The organism is Rhizomicrobium sp., from assembly GCA_037200985.1.
GTDB lineage: Bacteria > Pseudomonadota > Alphaproteobacteria > Micropepsales > Micropepsaceae > Rhizomicrobium.
Genome location: JBBCGJ010000001.1, coordinates 1136661 through 1150999 on the forward strand (window position 1 = coordinate 1136661; position 14339 = coordinate 1150999).

Genomic DNA, 14339 nt, shown 5'->3' on the forward strand with positions numbered 1-14339 from the left:
GAAGGGCGCACAGTGATTCGGCGCTGAGTCGCCGTCAAGAGTCCGTTTTGAATCAGGGCGTTAATGCCGAGTCTTCCAGGGCGGCGTTTTTAGAGTCCCCAGGATTCACACCGTACAAGATGTTGTGCACCGGGGCGAAGCTGCGCCGGTGGTGGTGGCAGGGGCCGTGGCGGTTCAGCGCCGACAGGTGCTCGGGCGTGCCGTAGCCCTTGTTCTTCGCCCAGCCGTAATGCGGGTGCTCGTCGTGCAGCGCGGCCATCATCCGGTCGCGGGTTACCTTGGCGATGATCGAGGCGGCGGCGATGGAGACCGACTTGGCGTCGCCCTCCACGATGGTGTCGCAGGGACAGGGCAGCGCGGGCGCGTCGTTGCCGTCGACCAGCGCGAAGGCGGGCGCGAAGGCTAGCGCGCGGACGGCGCGCGCCATCGCCATATGGGTCGCCTGGCGGATGTTGATGAGGTCGATCTCGTCGACGCTTGCCTCGCCGACGCCGACCGCGATGGCGGCGAACATGATGTGGGAATAGAGCGCCTCGCGGGTCTCCGCGTCGAGCTGCTTGGAATCGTTCAGCCCCTTGGGGATCTTCTTGCGGTCCAGGATGACCGCCGCCGCCACCACCGGCCCCGCGAGCGGGCCGCGCCCGGCCTCGTCCACGCCGGCCACCGGGCCGGGGCGGAGCTTCAGGACACGCGATTCGTAGATGTAGTGCGGCATCGCTCCGACACTATCAGGACGATTCGGCCGGAAAAGCGAACGGAGCAGGGCCGCGGCAGGTTATGCACATGCGCTCACGCCGACTTTGCGAACCACAGCGGCACGCCGTAGTCGATGGTGAGTTCCTCGCCTTCCGCGATGTCGCGCAGCGCATGCACGGCGATCTCGTCGGCATCGTAGCGGTGATCGAAGGTCACGTTCGACGCCTCCGAGTGATTGTAGAGGCTGAGATAGCCCAGGCCGATCGCGCATTCCTTGCCCGGCGCCAGCCCGCCCGGCGCGTCCTCGCCCCAGGCGAGGCTGTAGTCGGTGAGGCCCGGGCATTCGGAATCGGCGAGCGCCAGGGGGAGCACCGGCGAGCACTCCACCATCTCGCCCTTGGCGATGGCGGCGGTGGCGACGACGCCGCGGCCTTTGCCGGGGAGCCGCTTCCAGGCGATCTTCATGTCCGACTCAGTGCTGGTGCCGCGCGCAAGGTTTCCGCGCGGCCGCGATCCTGTCGAGGGTGAGCGAAGCCGCAGCGCCGGCCGGGCCATGCGGTGCGAAGATCTTCTCCATCGTTCTTCTGCCGCGCGCCGTTTCAAAGTGGCACAGATCGGTTCGAAAAACCGTCCGATTCCCGACATAGGGCGTCGGCCCGTACGTATATCAAACGAATTACCGCGGCTCCGCTTCGGGCGTATCTCCTCATGCAACGGAGTGCGTTTACATGAACGACCATTATCTCGTGCAATCGACGGCGGACATTCTGCTCGCGGGCTTTCCGCGCGAGGCGCGGCGGATCGCGATTTTGCTGTGGGACGATTGCATGACCCAAGGCGATTGCGGGCGCGCCGACATGTGGGCCAGCGTGGCGCACGCCATCGAAGAGATGACGCGGCCCGAGCGGCTGAACTGATCCCACCGCTTACGCACGGGCCGAGCGCAGGACGCTGAGCGACAGCGCCAGGGTGAGCAGCAGCTTCGCCGGTATCGCGTCCAGGGAAGGGGGCTCACGGAGCGGAGCGCCCCTTCTGTTCCGCGTATCCGGGCGCTTTCGAGGGTTAGATGCGGGCCGATTGCGGGACGAATGCAAGGGCGTTCCACCGCCGGCAATGGCCGTCGGCGACGAAAAATTACATTCGCGCCATATAATCCGCTTTGCCGGCTGGTTAAGCTCGCCGCGTCGGCAAGGAGGCTCGCCAAGGAGGCTTGCGATGCGCGCAATACCCGTCGCCGTCGTTTGCGTTGCCGGTCTGCTCTCTGTCCCCTCCCTCGCTTCGACGCCCATACATTTCATCTATTCCAAGCCGGGAGCGACTCCGGAGCAGTTTCAGAGCGATCGGGACGTTTGCGCCCGTGACGCCAAGCGCACGCGCTATTATCCCTGGGGTCGCGGCCATTGGGCGGAGAGAAAATACCCCAGTTCGACCGTGTTCCTGAACTGCATGGACGACAGGGGATACACCCTGTCCCGAAGCGGCTGGGATACCGGCGTGCTGTGGATCCTGCCCTTTCGCCCGCGCTTCTGACCATCCGCGCCGCGTTCGGCGGCCGTTCAAAGCGTTGCCCGCGCCGGTTCGGATTCGAACAGGCTGAGCTGGTCGCCGGCCTTGGGCGGGCGCTTGAACTTGGCGAGGGTGAGCGGGCGCGGATCCTTGTTCAGCCCCAGCCGCTTGACCGCCATGTGGAAGCGGCGCGCGATCATCTCGGCGTAAGGCCCGGTGCCCTTCATCCGCACATTCCACTGCGCGTCGTAGTCCTTGCCGCCGCGCATCGAGCGGATCAGCGACATGACATGCTTGGCCCTGTTCGGCTCATGCGCCTCCAGCCATTCGCGGAACAGGTCCTTGATCTCGAGCGGCAGGCGCAGCAGCACATAGCCGGCCGAGGTCGCGCCATGCTCCACCGCGGCGGAGAGCACGGCCTCCATCTCGCCGTCGTTGAGGGCGGGAATGGCGGGGGCGAACATCACGGCGGCGGGAATGCCGGCGTCCGACAGCGCCTTGATCGCGGCGAGGCGGCGCTGCGGCGTGCCGGCGCGCGGCTCCATCGAGCGCGCGAGGCGGCGGTCGAGCGTGGTGACGGAGAGCGCGACCTTGGCGAGCCCCTCCTTCGCCATCCCCGACAGGATGTCGATGTCGCGCATGATCAGCGGAGACTTCGTCACGATGCCAACCGGGTGGCGGAAGTCGCGGAGCACCTCGAGGACGGAGCGCATGATACGCATCTTCTTCTCGATCGGCTGATAGGGATCGGTGTTGGTGCCGATGGCGATGACCTTTGGGACATAGCCGGGCGCCGACAATTCCTTGGCGAGAAGCTCGGCGGCGTTCGGCTTGGCGAACAGGCGCGATTCGAAATCGGCGCCGGGCGACATGCCGAGATAGGCATGGGTCGGCCGCGCGAAGCAGTAGATGCAGCCATGCTCGCAGCCGCGATAGGGATTGATCGATTGGTCGAACGAGATGTCCGGCGACTTGTTGCGCGCGATGATCGTGCGGGTGGCGTCGCGGATGACCTCGGTGCGCAGCGGCGGCGGTGCGCCGTCCTCATCGCGCCAGCCATCGTCCCAGCCGTCGTCGACCAGCACGCGCTTCTGGGTTTCGTAGCGCCCCACCTCGTTCGAGAGCGCCCCGCGCCCCCGCAAAAGGCGCCTGTCGGTAGTGATGTCTAGGACTGTCGTCATGGTGACGAGGAATATAGGGCAGTAATGAGAACAAATCAAGTACGATAAAGCCGATGGCGATTATCCAGGTCTTGCCGGGACGGGCGAAATCGCGGACTGAGGCGCGCCGTAAAACAGAAGCGTCCATGCCTCAAGACCACAGCCCATCCGAACATCTCGCGGTCGATTTCGGGATCGTGCTGCATGCCTGGGGCGCGTTGCGCGCGGCGCTGGCCGGGTTACCGCGGCTGTTCCTGAGCGCGGCGCTTGCGACCGCTCTGCTGACCTTCGCCGCCTGGAAACTCCAGGGCGCCTATCACGACATGCTGTCGAGCGCGCCGGGCACACTGCGCGACGCGATCGACTTCGGCTACACGCTGCTGGTGAACATCTGCGACTGCGTCGTGATGGCGGCGGTCGCGGTGCCGGTGCATCGCATGGTGCTGCTCGGCGAGACGCGCGACGGCGTCGTGGCGCTGTTCGCGGCGCGCACCTGGCGCTTCGCCTTCTGGCTGGTGGTGCTGGAGACGAGCGCCTTCCTGGCGCTGCTGCCCCTGCCGCTCCTGCTGCGCGCCTCGCCGGTGGAGACCTATGCCGTGGTTACGGCGATGGCCGCGTTCCTGCTCGCGCTTGCCGTCGTGGCGGTGCGGCTGAGCCTGATCTTTCCGGCCATCGCCACCGATATGCCCGCCGGCGCGAGCTGGACGCTGTCGCGCGGCCGCTTCTGGCGCGTCGTCGTGACCGCCGTCTTCACGCTTATCCCGCTGCTGTTCGTCATGCTGCTCGCGACGCTGGCGGCGAGCTGGCTGGTCGGATTGTCGGGGTCCCTCGGCAATGTGTTCGACACGCTGATGTGGTTCGAGATCGTCGTCACCGCGTTGTCGCGTCCCATCGGCGTCGCGCTGGCGTCCGCGGTGCTGTCGTGGAACTACCGCCTCGCGCGCGAGGAGGCCGCCTAGTTCGAGCCGCCCGTCGCGAACAGGGCGAGCAGCGGCTTGTCCGCGCGGGCCGGCGGATGGACGAGCTCGGCGAGCACCTTGCGGGCCCAGGCGATGGCGTCGTCGCGCGAATAATGGTCGTCCTTCGTATGGCGGCCGAGATCGCGCCGGTCGGTCTTGTCGTCGCTGGCGACGAAGCGGCAGCCGCTGCGCGTGACGGTGCGCCGCAGATCGGCGACGAAGCTGTCGAACACGTCCGGATCGACGAAGAGGTCGCCCGGCTGCGGCGGGCCGATCCAGATGCAGGCACTGTTCTGCTCGCGGATCGCGGCGATGAGCTTCTCGGCATCGCGCAGCTTCTGCGCCCGCTTGCCGATGATCATGTTGAGGCCGAGCACGACGAGCGTCACGCGCCGCGCCGCACCGAGATCGTCGTAGAGGCGGGCGAGCGGCGGGATGCTGCCGCCGACGAAGTGGCGGCAGTCGCGTAGCGCGCGGCCGTCGCCGCAGCGCCAGGCGCCGCAATCGATATTGGCGTAGTCGCGCTCGGTCCAGTCGTTGGCGCCGGCGCCGCATTTGGCGAAGATCGCGACCTTGAGCGGCGCGCCGCCGACCGGATCGCGCATGGCGCTCAGCGCGTCATAGAGCGTGCCGCCGAACGGCCCCTCGCTGTTGGAATCGCCGAGCACCAGCACGCCGGCCGCGTCGGCTTGCGCGCGCGCCGGCAACGGCAGGAACAGGCCGCAGGCGAGCAGCAGCGCTAGGATGGTGCGGATCAACGGGGTCCCCTCCGATCCCGGCAGAAAAGGCGCCGGCGACGCCTTTGCCAATCCCTATCGCGGAGCCTTGGTAAACGCGTCGGCAGGCGATTCGCTCAGGCGATCTCCTTGGCTTCTTTCCGCTTCGCGGCCAGGGGGTGCATCACGCCGGCGCCGGCCGGCCAGACGCCGGGCTCGGTCTTGATGTAGCGGCAGGCGCGCCGGGCGTGCGGCGACAGGCTCTCCCAGATCTCGTGCGGCATGGACTTCCAATAGGCCGAGGGGTCCACCCAGGGCGCGTGATATTCGACGTTCGGCATGGCGCGGATTTCCCGAGACAGGTTCGGCGTGGCGCCGTGCCAGGCGCGGTTGTCGCGGAACACGCCGGCACCGGCCTTGGCGCCGACCAGGGTGGAGAGCCGCATCCATTCCGGCTCGTCGGCGAGCAGCGGCGGCTTGGGGACCCGGCCATGGGTGCCCGGAATCTGCCGCACCGGCCCGTTCTCCCAGGTGAAATCGCTCATCAGGAAATTGATCGTCACATGCGGCGGCGTGCGCTCGAGGATGAGGGAGACGGCGGCGGGATCGAGTTCGTCCGTACCCGGAACGGTCTTGAGCTTGACGCCGACGCGTTCGGCCTGTTCGCGCCGGGCCGGCGTGATCTGGAACGTGTCGCGCGTGTCGGCGTGCAGGCCCTGATATTCGATCGCGCCGGGCAGGCACAGATCGCCGCCGGCGCCGCGCACGAAATAATCGGCGGTGCCGAAGATCTTCGTCAGGATCGGCGTGGTGGTCGGCAGATCGATCATCGAGGCCCAGACCGGATCGTGCAGCAATTCGCGCGACGCCGACGCCGTGCCGTAGGAATAGCGGTGGGGCAGGCGGCTGGTCTCGGTGACGTATTTGCGGCCCCCTTCGCCTTTGACCGACAGGATCTGCGCGAGCACGCGTGCGCTCGCCTCGCGCCAGGCGGCCAGCCGCTCCGGGTCGAGCAGGTTGTTCACCACCACGAAGCCGTCGCGGAAGAAGATGCGCGCCGCACGCTCGACCTCATGCGGCTCGACGATCTCCAGGCCGACGATGCCGTTCTTGTCGCGCAGGCGGGCACGCAGGCGCTCGACCTCGGGGTCGTCATGGACGCGGTTGGCCGGTGCGCGCGGGTCGACCCGGCCGGAACCCAGGTCCGGAACGAAGGGGCGGCCGAACTCGTCGGTCGTCTCGTTGGGCGGCGTCGCGGCGTCCCAGCCCGCATCGGTTTCGCCGTAGATTTTCAACGTCTCGAATCCGCTCATCGGCCCCCCACCTGAACTGCCAGTAACATTCTGCCCCTTTAGCCACGCGACGAGAAATATTTTGTCCGATCCGCCGACGCTGGTATTAGTTGCGGCATGATAAGCGTCGTCATTCCGACACTCAATTCGCAAGCCACGCTGCCACGCTGTTTCGACAGCCTGATCGGCGCGACGGTGCGCGGGCTGGTGAAGGAAGTTGTCGTAGCGGACGGCGGCTCGACCGACGACACGCTCGCCATCGCGGACGGCACCGGCTGCCATGTGGCGCGGGGGCGCAAAAGCCGGGCGTCGCAGCTCATCGCCGGCGCCGCGACGGCGCGGGCCGACTGGCTCCTGTTCCTCCTGCCCGAGACGGCGCTCGAGGCCGGCTGGGAGAACGAGGCCGATTCGTTCATGACCGGGGCTTCGCTGGAGCGGCCGCGCGCCGCGGCCTTCCGCTATGCGCTGGACGATTTCGCCGGGAGTGCGCGGCGGCGCGAGGCGATGGTGGCGTGGCGCACGCGGCTGTTCGCGCTCCCCTATGCCGACCAGGGCTTGCTGATCCCCCGGCGCATGTACCAGAAGCTCGGCGGCCATCGCGAGGTCGCGATGGAGGATGCCGATCTGGTGCGCCGGGTCGGCCGCACGCGGCTGGTGCAGCTGCGCAGCCGCGCCATCAACAAGCCCGAGCGCGCCGAGCCGCGCCGCGGCGCCCTGGTCGCCATGCTGCACGCGCTGCGCGTGCCGGTGAGCGTGGTGGCGCGAATCGGCTAGGTCTCCCGCCGCGCACGCCGGCGCAGCAGGAAGCGGCGGATCGCGGGATCGGCTTCGAGGCCGATGGCCTGTTCGTACGCCTCGTCGGCCTGCGCGATCCGGCCGCAGCGCGCCAGCAGTTCGGCGCGTGCCGCCCAATAGGGTTGGTGCTGCGCCAGGCGCGGATCGGCGGCCAGTTCGTCGAGCGCCGAAAGTCCCGCCGCCGCGCCAGCCGTTTCCGCCAGCGCGACGGCGCGGTTGATGGCGACGACCGGCGAGGCGGTGAGCGCGAACAGCGCGTCGTAGAGCGCCAGGATCGCGCGCCAGTCGGCGCTGCCGGCGAGTCGGCGCACATTGTGCGCCGACTGCACCGCGGCTTCGAGCTGGAAGCGGCCGAGCACGCCCATCGCGCCGGCGCGGCGCAGCAGCGTCTCGGCTTCGTCCATCGCGGTGCTGTCCCAGAGCGCGGTGTCCTGTTCGCCGAGCGGCACGAAATCGCCGCCGGCATCACGCCGCGCGGCGCGACGGGCTTCGGCGTGCAGCATCAGGGCGAGAAGCCCGAGGGCTTCGGGCTCGCCCGGCAGCAGCGAAGCGACGAGGCGGCCGAGCCAGATCGCCTCGCCCGCGAGGTTGCGGCGCTGCGGATCGGTACCGGCAGGATCGCTCCAGCCCTCGGCATAGGCGGCGTAGATCGCCTGCAGCACGGCATCGAGGCGCGGGCTGAGTTCGTCGCGCGCCGGCACGCGGAACGGAATGCCGGCGCCGCGGATCTTGGCCTTGGCGCGCACCAGGCGCTGGCCCATCGCCGAGGGCGCGACGAGGAAGGCGCTGGCAATGGCGGCAGCATCGAATCCGAGCACGGTCTGCAGGATCAATGGCGCTCGGAGAGCCTCGTCGATCGAGGGATGGGCGCAGGCGAACATCAGCGCGAGACGCTCGTCGGGAATGTCGCGATGGGGCTGCGATTCCATCTCTTCCGCCATGAGGGTGAGATGTGGAGCGGCGTCCTCGCTGCGCCGGCGGCTGCGGCCGGCATCGATCGATTTACGGCGCGCGGCGGTCAGCAGCCAGGCCTGCGGATTGTCGGGCACGCCGCGCGCGGGCCAAGTCTCGAGCGCCGCGGCAAACGCCTCCGCCAGGGCGTCCTCCGCCGCCGCGACGTCGCGCGTGCGCGCGGCGAGGAAGGCGACGAGCTTGCCGTAGCTTTCGCGCGCGACCCGTTCGGCCACGGCGCGGGCAAGCGCGTCGCGCTCCGTCATCGCGTCACATCTGCCAGACGGGACGCACTTCCACCGTGCCGATGCCGGCGCCGGGGCAGCGCGCCGCCCAGGCGATGGCCGCGTCGAGATCGGGCGCCTCGACCAGATAGTAGCCGCCGAGCTGTTCCTTGCTCTCGGCATAGGGTCCGTTGAGCACCTGGGTCTTGCCGTCGGCGACGCGCACGGTGGTGGCGGTCGAGACGGATTTGAGACGGTCGGCGGAAACCAGGGCTCCGGCCTTCTTGAGCGCTTCGGTATAGGCGCCATAGGCGGCCATGACCTGGCCGCTCTCCTGCTGGCTGCGGTTCGCCATCTCGGTCTCGTTCGCGTAGATCAACAGCATGTACTGCATGGCAGTCTCCTCCATCGTCGGCCGGCGCCCAACGCGCCGCCCGACACGATGACGCGCGAGCGACGCGGATTTCGACACAGGTGCCGGCGATTTTTAGCATGCCTGCTGGTTAAACTTGAAGTTGCGCTACCCTCTGTAGTCTCTTGTTCTGGAGCATCGGCTTTGAGACACTTGGCCCATGAACGATATCCGCGAACTCCTGAAGCTGTCGGTCGAGGAGCGCCTCCGGTTGATCGGCGATCTGTGGGACAGCATTGAAGCCGAAACGCTTCCGCCGCTCACAGAAACGCAAAAGAAGGAGATCGAGCGTCGATTGGACGATTTGGAAGCAAATCCCGATGATGTATTGCCGTGGGACGAGGTCCGCGCACGGCTCTGGTCGCGGGTGAAATGACGCGTCCGGTCGCGTTTAAACGCGAAGCCGAAGTCGACATCGATGAAACATTCGGCTGATACAGCGAGCGCTCCGAGAGAACCGGGCTGCGTTTTCTACGAGCCGTTGACACGGCTCTGAGAAATATCGAACGTAACCCGTTCGCCTATCAGATTGTCCTGCGGTCCGCGCGCCGCGCAACGCTGCGTCGATTTCCGTACAGCATCTACTTCGTCGTCCGAGACAGCGACATCGTCATCGTCATCGTCGCCTGCGTTCACGGTCATCGCGATCCGGCGGTTTGGCAGAGCCGGCTCTAACGCCGGTGCTCTTCCAGCCTGGGCATGATGTCGACGAAGTTGCAGGGTTGGTGACGGATGTCGAGCTGGTACTTCAGAATCCCGTCCCAGCCGTCCTTCACCGCGCCCGGCGAGCCGGGCAGGGCGAAGAGATAGGTCCCCCGGGCGACGCCGGCGCAGGCCCGGGACTGAAGCGTCGAGGTGCCGACCTTGGCGAAGCTGATCTGGTGGAAGATCACCGAAAAGCCGTCGATCTCCTTCTCGAACAGCGGCTTCATCGCCTCGACGGTCACGTCGCGGCCGGTGAGGCCGGTGCCTCCCGTCGTGATCACCGCGTCGATGCTCGGATCGTCGATCCAGTCGCGGAGCTGGGCCGTTATCGCGTCGCGATCGTCGCGCAGCAGCGTGCGCGCGGCGAGGGCGTGGCCGGCCTCGGCGATGCGCGCGACGAGCGTGTCGCCGGATTTATCCTCTGCGAGCGTGCGCGTGTCCGACACGGTCAGAACCGCGATGCGGACCGGGACGAACGCGACGGTCTCGTCAATACCGGGCATCGCTGATCACCTGGTTGTCGGGCGGCGGCGGAGCGACCGCCGGTGGCCGCGGCGCGGGCGGCTGGGCGGGCGCGCGATAGATCGGCCACTGGCCGGCAACGGTCTGGTCCAGCGTCGGCGTCGGCTGTCCGAGGCGGCGGCTGTAGAGCCAGTGATACATCAAAAGGCGCTTCACATAGAATCGCGTCTCGGTGATGCGGATGCTCTCGATGAAGGCGAGCGCGTCGTCTTCCTTGCCGGCGCGGGCGTTGATCCAGCCGGCGAGGCGCAGCGGGCCGGCGTTATAGGCCGATGGCACTTGCACCAGATTGCCGCCATAGGTGTCGAGCAGATAGGCGATGTAGCGCTGGCCGATGGACATGTTGTAGGTCGGATCGCTGAGCGCGGAGACCGCACCGCTGCCGCCGAACTTGGCCGCGGTCGGCGGCATGAGCTGCATCAGGCCGCGGGCGCCGGCCGGCGACACGGCGTCGGCGACGAAGCGGCTCTCGCAGCGGATGAAGGCGAGCACCAGCGAAGGGTCGATGGTGTAGCCGCCGTCGGGCTTGTAGCCGGGGACGGGGAACAGGCCGGTGAGCAGGATGCCGTTACGGGCGGCGGTCTCGCTGGCGCGCAGTTCGATGTTGGTGGCGTTCATGCGGCGGGCGAGGGCGGCAAAGCCCATGTCATGGCTGCCGTCGCTGTCGCCGAAGGCGCGGTTGAGCTCGGCGGGGACCGAGGCGCGCTCTTCGCCGATCTGCGTCAGCGCCACGGCGCGATGGGCCGACGACACCGTCATGATCGCGGCGAAATCGGCGGCGGTCAGGACCGGATCGCGGAAACCGGTCTGGGTGTCCTGGCCGAGCATCTTCTCGGCCAGCAGGCCGTAGAAGGTCGGCTCCTCGCGTGCGGCGGCGTTCAGCAGGGTGACGACGCGCTGCGGATCGCCGTAGCGCAGATGGGCGCGCGCCGCCCAGAACGCGGCCTGGGCCCGCAGATAGTTCGGGACGCTCCCTGTCGCGGCCAGGACTTCCAGGCGGTTGGCGGCGTCTTCGTAATTACCGAGGCGATAGGCCGCGAAGCCGGCATACCAGTCGAGCACCGGCGTCGCGAGCCGGATATCGCCCTTCACGCCCATTGCCGCGTCATAGGCCGCCTGGTCCTCGCCTTCGGCGATATAGGAGGCGGAGACGCGGCTGATCAGGCGCGCCAGATCGTAGGGCGCCGCCCCGGCCTCCTGCGCCTGGCGCACCACCGCATAGGCCTGGTCGGGCTGGTCGGCCTTGATGAAGCGTTCGACCTGGGCCTGCGCGTTGCGTCCCGCCTCGGTGGTCAGCGGCGGATCGGAGGTGTCGAACTCCTCATAGCCGCCGCCGCGCCGGCGCGCGGGCGGGGCGGGCACGGGCACGCTCGCGGTCATCACGACGGCGACGACGTGATGGCGTTTCTTCACCTTCTTGGAAGCGCGCTGCACCGCCAGCCGGTAGACGCGGTCGGCGATCGGCAGCTCGGCATATTGATGCATCCAGTCGATCAGCTCGGCCAGCGAGGCATGGCCGTGCGGCGACAGGTAATGCTCCGCCAGGACATAGCCTTCGAGCGAGCGGTCGGAGACCTGGGCATAGAGGTCCTTGGCCTCGTCGAAGCGGCCGGCACGCTCGGCGGCGAAAATCTGGCGATAGAGCGACACGTCGGCGGGCGAAAGAACCTCCATGGGTACCGAGACCGCGGCGCCGGAATCGGCGGGCAGCGGCATGTCGGCGCGCGCGACGCCGAGCGTCGCGGCGGCGGCGAGGGCCAGAGCAGTCCAGGTCGCAAAACGCATCACGGTATCCCGTATTCGAGGGTGGGCTATGTCGCGCCCGGGTCGTCCAGCTTGTCGGCCACCGCCTGCAGGTCGCGCCACGCCAGTTTCTTATGAGCGGGCTGCCGGAGCAAGTAGGCCGGATGCAGCGTCGGCATCACGGGAACCATCCCCGTCCCGATCCGGTAGTCCAGCCAGCGGCCGCGAATCTTCATGATCCCGTCGTTCAAGCCTAGCACATGCCGCGCCGACACCGCGCCCAGCAGAATCAACATGCGCGGCTGCGCCAATTCGATATGCCGACGCAGGAAGGGGATGCACATCGCGACTTCGCCCGGATCGGGATTGCGGTTGTCGGGCGGCCGCCACGGCATGACGTTGGTGATATAGGCAGAGGTCCGGTCGAGATTTATCGCCGCGAGCATGCGGTCGAGCAGCTTGCCGGCGCGGCCGACGAAGGGCAGGCCGGCGGCGTCTTCGTCCTTGCCCGGCGCCTCGCCGATGAACATGACGCCGCTCGCCGGATTGCCGTCGGCGAAGACGGTGTTCCTGGCGAGCTTCTTGAGCTGCGAGCCGTCGAAGGATTCGAGCGCGGCCTTCAGCTCGGCGAGCGAATTGCAGCGCGCGGAGATTTCGAGCGCCGAGCTGAATCCGTCCGTCGCCAGCGGCGCAACATTGGATGGCGTGATCTGGGCGAGGGGACGGGGACCCTCGGGACGCATCGGCGCCGCGGCTTTGGGAAGCGGTGCCGGGGCGGGATCGCGAGCCGGAGCGGCGGGCCGCGCAACGAACCGGTCCACCGGCGCGTCGCCGATGGCCTCGTCCGCACCGGCCTCGACGAGCCAGGCGAGAGCCGACAGGGTTTCCTCTCCGGAAGCGGTCATACCGCGATATTAGACGCGGTTGACCCCCGAATCCTACCGTCCCATAAGGGGTTTACGGGGATGAAATCGGGTTTTCGAGGCGATGGCCGAAGACGTACAGCGCGAGAGCATGGAATACGACGTCGTGATCGTCGGCGGCGGGCCCGCGGGGCTCTCGAGCGCGATCCGGCTCAAGCAGATCAATCCCGACATCACGGTCTGCCTGCTCGAAAAGGGCTCCGAGGTCGGCGCGCATATCCTCTCCGGCGCGGTGATGGACCCGATCGCGATCAACGAGCTCTTTCCCGATTGGAAGGAGAAGGGCGCGCCGCTCGATACGCCGGTGACGGACGACCGGTTCTATCTCCTGGGACCGGCGGGCTCGATCCGCATCCCGAATTTCGCGATGCCGCCGCTCATGAGCAATCACGGCAACTACATCGTGAGCCTCTCCAACGTCTGCAAATGGCTGGCGACGCAGGCCGAGGCGCTGGGCGTCGAGATCTATCCCGGTTTTCCCGCCGCCGATCTCGTCGTCGAAGGCGGCGTGGTGAAGGGCGTGACGACCGGCGATCTCGGCGTCGCCAAGGACGGCCATCACAAGGACAGCTTCACGCCCGGCATGAACATCCTGGGCAAGTACACGCTGTTCGCGGAAGGGGCACGCGGCTCGCTGACCAAGCGGCTGCTCAACGACTACGACCTGACGAAGGGTCGCGACTACCAGAAATTCGGCATCGGCGTGAAGGAATTGTGGGAGCTGCCGAAGGACAAGCACCGGCGCGGGCTGGTGGTGCACACCGTCGGCTGGCCGCTCTCCAACGACACGGGCGGCGGCCTCTTCTGCTATCATTGGGGCGAGAATTTCTGCTCCATCGGCTTCGTCGTCCATCTCAACTATTCCAACCCGTTCCTCTCGCCCTTCGACGAGATGCAGCGGGTCAAGCAGCATCCGCGCATCCGCGCCATGCTCGAAGGCGGCAAGCGCATCGGCTATGGCGCGCGCGCGCTGACCGAGGGCGGGCTGCAATCTGTGCCGAAGCTGGCCTTTCCGGGCGGGGCGCTGGTCGGCTGCGCCGCCGGCTTCATGAACGTGCCGCGCATCAAGGGCAGCCACAACGCCATGAAATCCGGCATGCTGGCGGCCGAGGCGGTGGCGGCGGCGCTCGCTGCCGGCCGCGCCGGCGACACGGTCGAGGAATACGAGGTTTCCTACCGGGCGAGCCATATCTACAAGGACCTGAAGCGGGTCCGGAACTTCAAGCCGCTATGGTCGAAGCTGGGCACGCTGGCGGCGCTGCCCTTCATGGCGCTGGATTTGTGGACCAATCAGCTTTTCGGCCTGTCCCTGTTCGGAACGCTCGGCCACGGCAAGCCGGACTATGCGACGCTGAAGCCGGCGGCGGAGTCGCGCAAGATCGTCTATCCCAGGCCGGACGGCGTTATCAGTTTCGACAAACTTTCGTCGGTATTCTTGTCCAATACAAACCACGAGGAAGATCAGCCGGTTCACCTGAAATTGACCGATCCCGCGATCCCGATCCGGGATAACCTTCCCCGCTACGACGAGCCGGCGCAGCGCTACTGTCCGGCCGGCGTTTACGAGGTGGTGCAGGAGGCGGCCGGGCCGAGGTTCCAGATCAACGCGCAGAACTGCGTGCACTGCAAGACCTGCGACATCAAGGATCCGGCGCAGAACATCAACTGGGTGACGCCGGAAGGCGGGGGCGGACCGAACTACCCCAACATGTGAGGATATAGGTTGCGCATCGCT

General features: G+C 67.5%; 16 protein-coding genes. 6 read left to right on the plus strand and 10 right to left on the minus strand.

Annotated elements, in window-relative coordinates:
• Positions 1 to 52: 52 nt before the first annotated feature.
• On the minus strand, positions 53 to 715 hold the full coding sequence (locus WDN01_05395) for a ribonuclease HII (protein MEJ0025445.1): 663 nt from the start codon (positions 713 to 715) through the stop codon (positions 53 to 55).
• Between the two features lie 74 nt (positions 716 to 789).
• Positions 790 to 1161 (minus strand): SET domain-containing protein-lysine N-methyltransferase, encoded by a 372-nt coding sequence (locus WDN01_05400; GenBank protein ID MEJ0025446.1) that lies wholly within the window; start codon positions 1159 to 1161, stop codon positions 790 to 792.
• Between the two features lie 263 nt (positions 1162 to 1424).
• On the opposite strand from WDN01_05400, the gene WDN01_05405 reads away from it, so the two are divergent.
• Both WDN01_05405 and WDN01_05410 read left to right on the plus strand, forming a co-directional pair.
• Positions 1425 to 1613, plus strand: a complete 189-nt coding sequence (locus WDN01_05405) for a hypothetical protein (protein MEJ0025447.1) — start codon at positions 1425 to 1427, stop codon at positions 1611 to 1613.
• A gap of 298 nt (positions 1614 to 1911) precedes the next feature.
• Positions 1912 to 2226, plus strand: coding sequence for a hypothetical protein (locus WDN01_05410; GenBank protein ID MEJ0025448.1), 315 nt, complete (start codon positions 1912 to 1914; stop codon positions 2224 to 2226).
• 26 nt (positions 2227 to 2252) lie between these two features.
• Here the strand turns inward: WDN01_05410 and WDN01_05415 are convergent, their stop codons facing one another.
• The gene (locus WDN01_05415; GenBank protein ID MEJ0025449.1) at positions 2253 to 3383 is read right to left on the minus strand and encodes a PA0069 family radical SAM protein; all 1131 of its coding nucleotides are present in this window, start codon (positions 3381 to 3383) and stop codon (positions 2253 to 2255) included.
• Positions 3384 to 3508: 125 nt separating this feature from the next.
• On the opposite strand from WDN01_05415, the gene WDN01_05420 reads away from it, so the two are divergent.
• Positions 3509 to 4321, plus strand: a complete 813-nt coding sequence (locus WDN01_05420; GenBank protein ID MEJ0025450.1) for a hypothetical protein — start codon at positions 3509 to 3511, stop codon at positions 4319 to 4321.
• On the opposite strand, the gene WDN01_05425 is transcribed toward WDN01_05420, so the two are convergent.
• Together WDN01_05425 and WDN01_05430 are read right to left on the minus strand one after the other, a co-directional pair.
• On the minus strand, positions 4318 to 5079 hold the full coding sequence (locus WDN01_05425; protein MEJ0025451.1) for a hypothetical protein: 762 nt from the start codon (positions 5077 to 5079) through the stop codon (positions 4318 to 4320). The two genes, WDN01_05420 and WDN01_05425, sit on opposite strands and share 4 nt — an antisense overlap.
• Positions 5080 to 5174: 95 nt before the next feature.
• Positions 5175 to 6350: a phytanoyl-CoA dioxygenase family protein gene (locus WDN01_05430; GenBank protein ID MEJ0025452.1), complete on the minus strand. Its 1176-nt coding sequence runs from the start codon at positions 6348 to 6350 to the stop codon at positions 5175 to 5177.
• 96 nt (positions 6351 to 6446) lie between these two features.
• Here WDN01_05430 and WDN01_05435 point away from each other — a divergent pair, with 96 nt between their 5' ends.
• The gene (locus WDN01_05435; GenBank protein ID MEJ0025453.1) at positions 6447 to 7103 is read left to right on the plus strand and encodes a glycosyltransferase; all 657 of its coding nucleotides are present in this window, start codon (positions 6447 to 6449) and stop codon (positions 7101 to 7103) included.
• Here WDN01_05435 and WDN01_05440 read toward each other — a convergent pair.
• On the minus strand, positions 7100 to 8341 hold the full coding sequence (locus WDN01_05440; GenBank protein ID MEJ0025454.1) for a DUF6596 domain-containing protein: 1242 nt from the start codon (positions 8339 to 8341) through the stop codon (positions 7100 to 7102). The two genes, WDN01_05435 and WDN01_05440, sit on opposite strands and share 4 nt — an antisense overlap.
• Positions 8342 to 8345: 4 nt before the next feature.
• Positions 8346 to 8693, minus strand: coding sequence for a YciI family protein (locus WDN01_05445; protein MEJ0025455.1), 348 nt, complete (start codon positions 8691 to 8693; stop codon positions 8346 to 8348).
• 178 nt (positions 8694 to 8871) lie between these two features.
• On the opposite strand from WDN01_05445, the gene WDN01_05450 reads away from it, so the two are divergent.
• Positions 8872 to 9087 carry an addiction module protein gene (locus WDN01_05450; protein ID MEJ0025456.1) on the plus strand — a complete coding sequence of 72 codons (216 nt, stop codon included), beginning with the start codon at positions 8872 to 8874 and terminating at the stop codon, positions 9085 to 9087.
• Between the two features lie 295 nt (positions 9088 to 9382).
• Here the strand turns inward: WDN01_05450 and moaB are convergent, their stop codons facing one another.
• From moaB to WDN01_05465, 3 genes are read right to left on the minus strand one after another with little or no spacing between them, the layout of a single operon-like run.
• Complete coding sequence (moaB, locus tag WDN01_05455; protein ID MEJ0025457.1) at positions 9383 to 9919, minus strand: molybdenum cofactor biosynthesis protein B; 537 nt, start codon at positions 9917 to 9919, stop codon at positions 9383 to 9385.
• Positions 9906 to 11723, minus strand: coding sequence for a lytic transglycosylase domain-containing protein (locus WDN01_05460; GenBank protein MEJ0025458.1), 1818 nt, complete (start codon positions 11721 to 11723; stop codon positions 9906 to 9908). Before WDN01_05460 ends, moaB begins: the two co-directional genes overlap by 14 nt.
• Positions 11724 to 11749: 26 nt before the next feature.
• Positions 11750 to 12586 (minus strand): uracil-DNA glycosylase, encoded by an 837-nt coding sequence (locus WDN01_05465; GenBank protein ID MEJ0025459.1) that lies wholly within the window; start codon positions 12584 to 12586, stop codon positions 11750 to 11752.
• Between the two features lie 82 nt (positions 12587 to 12668).
• Between WDN01_05465 and WDN01_05470 the strand changes: the two genes are divergently transcribed.
• Positions 12669 to 14318, plus strand: a complete 1650-nt coding sequence (locus WDN01_05470) for an electron transfer flavoprotein-ubiquinone oxidoreductase (protein MEJ0025460.1) — start codon at positions 12669 to 12671, stop codon at positions 14316 to 14318.
• Positions 14319 to 14339 lie beyond the last annotated feature (21 nt).

What these genes read in the sequence shown, in the direction of transcription:
- WDN01_05465 (MEJ0025459.1), bottom strand. Translation starts at nt 12,586, where the DNA reads ATGACCGCTTCCGGAGAGGAAACCCTGTCGGCTCTCGCCTGGCTCGTC.
- WDN01_05460 (MEJ0025458.1), bottom strand. Translation starts at nt 11,723, where the DNA reads ATGCGTTTTGCGACCTGGACTGCTCTGGCCCTCGCCGCCGCCGCGACG.
- WDN01_05395 (MEJ0025445.1), bottom strand. Translation starts at nt 715, where the DNA reads ATGCCGCACTACATCTACGAATCGCGTGTCCTGAAGCTCCGCCCCGGC.
- WDN01_05400 (MEJ0025446.1), bottom strand. Translation starts at nt 1,161, where the DNA reads ATGAAGATCGCCTGGAAGCGGCTCCCCGGCAAAGGCCGCGGCGTCGTC.
- WDN01_05470 (MEJ0025460.1), top strand. Translation starts at nt 12,669, where the DNA reads ATGGCCGAAGACGTACAGCGCGAGAGCATGGAATACGACGTCGTGATC.
- WDN01_05440 (MEJ0025454.1), bottom strand. Translation starts at nt 8,341, where the DNA reads ATGACGGAGCGCGACGCGCTTGCCCGCGCCGTGGCCGAACGGGTCGCG.
- WDN01_05420 (MEJ0025450.1), top strand. Translation starts at nt 3,509, where the DNA reads ATGCCTCAAGACCACAGCCCATCCGAACATCTCGCGGTCGATTTCGGG.
- WDN01_05410 (MEJ0025448.1), top strand. Translation starts at nt 1,912, where the DNA reads ATGCGCGCAATACCCGTCGCCGTCGTTTGCGTTGCCGGTCTGCTCTCT.
- WDN01_05445 (MEJ0025455.1), bottom strand. Translation starts at nt 8,693, where the DNA reads ATGCAGTACATGCTGTTGATCTACGCGAACGAGACCGAGATGGCGAAC.
- WDN01_05405 (MEJ0025447.1), top strand. Translation starts at nt 1,425, where the DNA reads ATGAACGACCATTATCTCGTGCAATCGACGGCGGACATTCTGCTCGCG.
- WDN01_05430 (MEJ0025452.1), bottom strand. Translation starts at nt 6,350, where the DNA reads ATGAGCGGATTCGAGACGTTGAAAATCTACGGCGAAACCGATGCGGGC.
- moaB (MEJ0025457.1), bottom strand. Translation starts at nt 9,919, where the DNA reads ATGCCCGGTATTGACGAGACCGTCGCGTTCGTCCCGGTCCGCATCGCG.
- WDN01_05435 (MEJ0025453.1), top strand. Translation starts at nt 6,447, where the DNA reads ATGATAAGCGTCGTCATTCCGACACTCAATTCGCAAGCCACGCTGCCA.
- WDN01_05450 (MEJ0025456.1), top strand. Translation starts at nt 8,872, where the DNA reads ATGAACGATATCCGCGAACTCCTGAAGCTGTCGGTCGAGGAGCGCCTC.
- WDN01_05415 (MEJ0025449.1), bottom strand. Translation starts at nt 3,383, where the DNA reads ATGACGACAGTCCTAGACATCACTACCGACAGGCGCCTTTTGCGGGGG.